The organism is Erwinia sp. B116, assembly GCF_002865965.1.
GTDB lineage: Bacteria > Pseudomonadota > Gammaproteobacteria > Enterobacterales > Enterobacteriaceae > Erwinia.
In genome coordinates, this window is record NZ_JRZZ01000004.1 from 21,144 (window position 1) to 26,405 (window position 5,262).

At 61.4% G+C, this 5,262-nt stretch carries 8 protein-coding genes; 6 read left to right on the forward strand and 2 right to left on the reverse strand.

What is annotated here, in order from left to right; genetic code table 11:
* Positions 1–492 (reverse strand): beta-lactamase regulator AmpE (ampE, locus tag NV64_RS04285; RefSeq protein ID WP_233208919.1); only part of this gene is annotated, 492 nt, incomplete at its 3' end.
* Entirely contained in the window at positions 489–1,061 is a 573-nt protein-coding gene (gene ampD, locus NV64_RS04290; RefSeq protein ID WP_056236121.1) for a 1,6-anhydro-N-acetylmuramyl-L-alanine amidase AmpD, read from the reverse strand. The genes ampE and ampD, both read right to left, overlap by 4 nt.
* Before the next feature lie 183 nt (positions 1,062–1,244).
* Here ampD and NV64_RS04295 point away from each other — a divergent pair, with 183 nt between their 5' ends.
* From NV64_RS04295 to NV64_RS04320, 6 genes are all read left to right on the forward strand, one after another.
* A complete protein-coding gene (locus NV64_RS04295) occupies positions 1,245–1,802 on the forward strand; it encodes a fasciclin domain-containing protein (protein WP_101505398.1) in 558 nt (185 codons plus the stop codon).
* Between the two features lie 129 nt (positions 1,803–1,931).
* Positions 1,932–2,480, forward strand: a complete 549-nt coding sequence (locus NV64_RS04300; RefSeq protein WP_056236114.1) for a sigma-70 family RNA polymerase sigma factor — start codon at positions 1,932–1,934, stop codon at positions 2,478–2,480.
* On the forward strand, positions 2,477–3,142 hold the full coding sequence (locus NV64_RS04305; RefSeq protein ID WP_101505399.1) for an anti-sigma factor domain-containing protein: 666 nt from the start codon (positions 2,477–2,479) through the stop codon (positions 3,140–3,142). The genes NV64_RS04300 and NV64_RS04305 overlap by 4 nt, the downstream gene beginning before the upstream one ends.
* 179 nt (positions 3,143–3,321) lie before the next feature.
* Positions 3,322–4,212 (forward strand): carboxylating nicotinate-nucleotide diphosphorylase, encoded by an 891-nt coding sequence (gene nadC, locus NV64_RS04310; RefSeq protein WP_056236109.1) that lies wholly within the window; start codon positions 3,322–3,324, stop codon positions 4,210–4,212.
* Positions 4,213–4,536: 324 nt separating this feature from the next.
* Positions 4,537–4,797 (forward strand): type II toxin-antitoxin system RelE/ParE family toxin, encoded by a 261-nt coding sequence (locus NV64_RS04315; RefSeq protein WP_056236104.1) that lies wholly within the window; start codon positions 4,537–4,539, stop codon positions 4,795–4,797.
* 34 nt (positions 4,798–4,831) lie between these two features.
* A complete protein-coding gene (locus NV64_RS04320; RefSeq protein WP_056236101.1) occupies positions 4,832–5,197 on the forward strand; it encodes a helix-turn-helix domain-containing protein in 366 nt (121 codons plus the stop codon).
* Positions 5,198–5,262: the final 65 nt, after the last annotated feature.

Here is a 5,262-nt window from a genome sequence, read left to right on the forward strand (position 1 = left end):
ACCCACCAGCAGTACCGGCCCCCACGGGCCGCCCACCACAAACCAGAACAGCGGCGCGAGGTAGAAACGGAAGTTGATCCACAGCAGCGCGTTCTGCAGCTCGCACAGGTATTCACGCTCGCTGCACTCGCCCGGCAGCCCGTGGATCAGCGCCAGCTCTTCGGCCATCGCATTGTGCGCATCGGTATCGTTGCGGCCTGCGGCCTTCAGGTAGGCGTGATAGTGCAGCCGTACCGACCCGGCACCGATGCACAGCAGCCCGACGACGATCCAGAACAGCAGCTGCGGCAGGCCGAAGAACAGCCCACGTAGCGCCAGCAGGCAGAGCGCGGTCAGCGCCATCGCCAGCAGCACCATCAGCAGCGTGCGCAGCAGCGAAAAACGCTGGCGCGGGCGGAACAGCGGCTCCAGCAGGTGGTCCAGCTGCCAGTGTTCCCCCAGCTTAAACAGCCGTTCCCAGCCTAATACCAGTAATAAACTAAACAGCGTCATGGCTGAACCTCCGGTAAATGTGCCACAGGCTGCGCCAGCGCCGCGCGGAAACGACCCCAGTCAAAGGCCGGGCCGGGATCGGTTTTACGTTCGGGGGCGATATCGCTGTGGCCGGTAATATGTTGCGCCAGCGCAGGATAGTGGCCGATCAGCAGTTGGGTCACCGCCAGCAGCGCCTGATACTGCGCGTCGGTATAGGGCAGCGTATCGGTCCCCTCCAGTTCGATGCCAATCGAGAAGTCGTTACACGCCTCGCGCCCCTGATAGCAGGAGACGCCCGCGTGCCACGCGCGCAGATCGAAAGGGACGTACTGGACGATCTCGCCGTCACGGCGGATCAGACAGTGGGCGGCCACCTGCAGGTGGGCGATGGTGGCAAAATAGGGATCGGCGGTGGGATCGAGCGTGCCGCTGAACAGCTGGTCAATCCACGGGCCGCCAAACTGGCCCGGCGGCAGGCTGATATTGTGAATAACCAGTAACGACGGCGTTTCATTGTCCGGACGCGGGTTAAAATGCGGCGAAGGTACGTGCCTGATGCCCGTGATCCAGCCCTGTTGCAACTGCATGCCCTGCTCCTCTGTGGTCAGATTGCCCTCAGATTAGCATGATTTTTTTCGGGCTAAGTAAACTTCTCCGCCGCGTCTGGCACCACAGAAAAAAATTTCTTTTTTTCTGCATCCGTTTTGCCTCCTCAACCGTAGATAGCAGTACAGGGCACGCCGTGCCTTCTTTCCCCAGAGGAACTGCTTATGAAAACGCTTATCTGCTCAGCCGTTTGCACCACATTACTGTTCAGCGCCGCATCAATGGCAGAAATGACCGCTAACACCGTGATGGTCGGCGGAGCGTCAATGTATCCGTCGCGCAACATCGTCGAGAATGCCCTGAATTCCAAAGACCACACCACGCTGGTAGCCGCCGTGAAGGCCGCGGGTCTTGTGGATACCCTGCAGGGTGCCGGCCCCTTCACCGTGTTTGCCCCCACGAATGCCGCCTTCAGCAAACTGCCGGCCGGCACCGTGGACAATCTGCTGAAACCGGAAAATAAAGCCATGCTGACCAGCGTGCTGACCTACCACGTGGTGGCGGGTAAATACGATATGAAAGCGCTGATGAAAAAGATTAACCAGGGCAACGGCCACGCCGAGCTGAAAACGGTGAACGGCGCGCCGCTGTGGATCATGCAGAACGGCCCGCACAATATTCAGCTGAAAGATGAAAAAGGCAACGTCGCCAGTATCAGCACCTATGACGTACAGCAGAAAAATGGCGTGATCGACGTCATCGATACCGTACTGATGCCGTAAAACGTTATTGCGCCAGCACCTTAAGGGAAAGAATAAATATACCCGCTGAAGTCAAAATAATGGGTATACACTTTGTGCAGGGGGAATTCTGGATTTCCCCTCCCTCTGCACTTTTTTTCAGGACGCCTGATGACGGACGAGACCATAGACAGCCAGGTTCTGCTGCTGCAGGCCGTTGCTGCCGGGGATAAACGCGCATTTGAGGCCGTTTACCGCCGCTACTCACCCTGGCTGTTTGCTATCGCCCTGCGTATGGTTCGACGACGCGGCTGGGCCGAAGAAGTGCTCCACGACAGCTTCCTGATCGTCCTGCAGCGTGCCGCCAGCTATGACCCGGCGCTCAGCGCTCCGCAAACCTGGCTGACCCATATCGTCCGTAACCGCGCCATCGACTATCTGCGGCTGCAGGATAACCGCGCCCTTGAGCTGGAAGAGGAGGAAACCGTTATGGTGGAAACTGAATCCGGGGCGGAGCGCGAGGCCTTCAGCTCGGAGTCGCTCAGGCTGACGAATTGCCTGGCGCAGCTGTCAGCGGAGCAGCGGCAGAGCGTGACGCTGGCGTATTATCAGGGGCTGTCGCACGGTGAAATTGCGCTGCATCTGCAGCAACCCGCCGGCACGGTGAAAAGCTGGATCCGGCGCGCATTAATGCAACTGAAAGCGTGTGTGGGCCTATGAAAAGCAGACAGGATTATGATTCAGCGCTGGCCGCGGAATATGCCCTCGGCACCCTGCGCGGCGCGGCACGCCGCCGTTTTGCCCGCCGCCTGCCTCAGGAGCCGGCGCTGGCGGCCGAAGTCAGCCGCTGGCAGAACGCGCTTGCCGAACTCGACCGTAATCTCACCCCGGTGCAGCCCCCGGAGGCGGTGTGGCAGCGCATCGTTCGTTCGCTGCCCGCTGACCCCGCAGTACGGCGGCGCGTCAGCTGGCCGTGGCTCGGCTGGGCGCTGGCGGCCTCGTTTGCCGGCGCGCTGGTCTGGGTGCAGCTCAGCTCCTCCCCTGCGCCGGCACCGCAGGCGGTGGCGGTACTTAACGGTAGCCAGCAGGCGGGCAGCTGGGTGGTCAGCCTGAGCGCCGACCGTCGTCAGCTGACCGTGCAGGCGCTGGGCACCGCGGCGATACCGCCGCAGCACAGCCTGCAGCTGTGGCTGATCCCACCAGGGGAAAAACCGCAGTCGCTGGGTCTGCTGGCCGCCGATATCCGGCGACAGCAAACTCTTACCGCGCCTGAGCTGGCCGGGCAGCCGCTGCTGGCCATCAGCCTCGAACCGCAGGGCGGCTCCCCGACCGGGCTGCCGACCGGCCCGGTGCTGTTCAGCGGGCCGGTGACCCGGTTATAGCCACTGCAGCAGGCAGGATGAGTGCCAGGGATGTAAAGGTGACGCTGAGTTTCACCCGACCGGAGGAGTGGGCATTTGCCAACGGCGAGATGTTCAGTCCGGCTCAGGCGACTGCTGACAACGGGGCGGCAACCAGGCTAGCATGTTGCCACTGTTAGCCGACCTTTCGGAGTTAAGCCATGACATCCCGCCGTTACGATCCGGATCACCGCCGCACGGAGCTGATGGAGCGCATTGAGGACGATATCCCCCCCGCCGTGGCCCAGGCGCTGCGGGAAGACCTGGGCGGGGATGTCGACGCCGATAACGATATCACTGCCAGCCTGCTCAGCGCCGATACCCCCGCCCACGCGGTGGTGATTACCCGTGAACCCGGCATTTTCTGCGGCAAGCGCTGGGTGGAAGAGGTCTTTATCCAGCTGGGCAATAAAGCGAAGCTGGTCTGGCACGTGGAGGATGGCGATAAGCTGGTTGCCGACCAGCCGCTGTTTGAAATCACCGGCCCGGCACCGCTGCTGCTCACCGCCGAGCGCACCGCGCTGAACTTTGTGCAGACGCTCTCCGGCGTGGCCACCGAAGTCAGCCGCTATGTCGCACTACTGGAAGGCACCCGCACTCAGCTGCTGGATACGCGCAAAACCCTGCCGGGGCTGCGTACCGCGCTGAAGTACGCCGTGCTGTGCGGCGGCGGTGCCAACCACCGGCTGGGGCTGTCGGACGCATTTCTGATCAAAGAGAACCACATCATCGCCTGTGGCTCGATTAGCAAAGCGGTGGAGAAAGCCTTCTGGCTGCACCCGGACGTGCCGGTAGAGGTAGAAGTGGAGTCGCTGGAGGAGCTGGAGCAGGCGCTGCAGGCCGGGGCCGATATCGTGATGCTGGACAACTTCAGCGTGGAGCAGATGCGTGAAGCGGTGAAGCTGAGCGATAACCGGGCGCTGCTGGAAGTCTCCGGTAACGTCACCGACCAGACGCTGCGCACCTTTGCCGAAACCGGCGTGGACTATATCTCGGTCGGCGCGCTGACCAAGCACGTGCGGGCGCTGGATCTGTCGATGCGCTTCCGCTAACCGACGCGGTTTACGCTCCCCCCTCTGCTGGCCAGCCGGCGTGATGCTCACCTCACGCCGGCTGGCCTTTTTTGTCTGATTCTGCGGCGCGCCTCCTTTCCTCGCTGTACCCCGCTGCAACCGGTAAAATAGCCTGTGCCCTGCCTCTGAACCCGATGCCGTCCCGCTGGCCTCTCCCCGGGTTTGCGCTGACCCTGTCCCACACCGAACGCCAACGGGGAGCACAAATGACATTAGATAATTAGATTTTAAATTTGAAATAATCAGATTTAAGGCCTACTATCTAATCACCCCGTCTGGCGACCTGACGCCAATGGGGGAAGAATGGGAAACGTACTCTGGTCCAAGCGGGCCTTAAAGCAGCTGCTGACGATCGATCGTCGCTATCGACAGGCCATCAAGGATAAGACCGCCCAGCTGGTGGCCTTCCCGCCGGTGATCCTCGATGTGAAAAAGCTGGAGGGGGAAGAGAACTACCACCGCCTGCGGGTCGGCGACTACAGAGTGATTTTTGAACTGGTACAGGGTAAGCCACTGGTGCTGCTGATCCAGCAGGTGAAACGCCGAACCAGCCGGACTTACTGAAACGCCGGTATTACCGGTTGAGAAAGGAGGCGCAATGTCCAAACAATATATCTATGACGGCCTGGGCAACATCCAGTTTGTGGTGCTGCCCGTTACCGACTACGAACAGCTGCTTGCCGCCGCCGGGCCAGGCTGGGCCAACCTCGATTACGCGGCGGCTGCCGACGATAATGAAACCGTACCGCAGGAGGTGGTGAGCATTATGGTCGATCAGGACGTCAGCCTGCAGGCCGCCTGGCGCATCCACCGCGGGCTGTCACAGTACGAGGTGGCGGAAAAACTCGGCACGACCCAGTCCGCGGTTTCTCAGTGGGAGCGTGCCGACAGCAAACCGCAGAGAAAAACCCGCGAGCGTCTGGCACGGCTCTACGCCTGCCGCCCGGAGCAGCTGCTGCTGTGACCCGCTGACGCCGCCGGCTTTTTCCCGGCAGCGCTGACAGATCTGCCCACCTGCGTTGCTGTAAA

Excerpts from the sequence above, each read along its gene's own strand:
- ampD (WP_056236121.1), bottom strand. The coding sequence starts at position 1,061 with ATGCAGTTGCAACAGGGCTGGATCACGGGCATCAGGCACGTACCTTCG.
- NV64_RS04295 (WP_101505398.1), top strand. The coding sequence starts at position 1,245 with ATGAAAACGCTTATCTGCTCAGCCGTTTGCACCACATTACTGTTCAGC.
- NV64_RS04300 (WP_056236114.1), top strand. The coding sequence starts at position 1,932 with ATGACGGACGAGACCATAGACAGCCAGGTTCTGCTGCTGCAGGCCGTT.
- NV64_RS04305 (WP_101505399.1), top strand. The coding sequence starts at position 2,477 with ATGAAAAGCAGACAGGATTATGATTCAGCGCTGGCCGCGGAATATGCC.
- nadC (WP_056236109.1), top strand. The coding sequence starts at position 3,322 with ATGACATCCCGCCGTTACGATCCGGATCACCGCCGCACGGAGCTGATG.
- NV64_RS04315 (WP_056236104.1), top strand. The coding sequence starts at position 4,537 with ATGGGAAACGTACTCTGGTCCAAGCGGGCCTTAAAGCAGCTGCTGACG.
- NV64_RS04320 (WP_056236101.1), top strand. The coding sequence starts at position 4,832 with ATGTCCAAACAATATATCTATGACGGCCTGGGCAACATCCAGTTTGTG.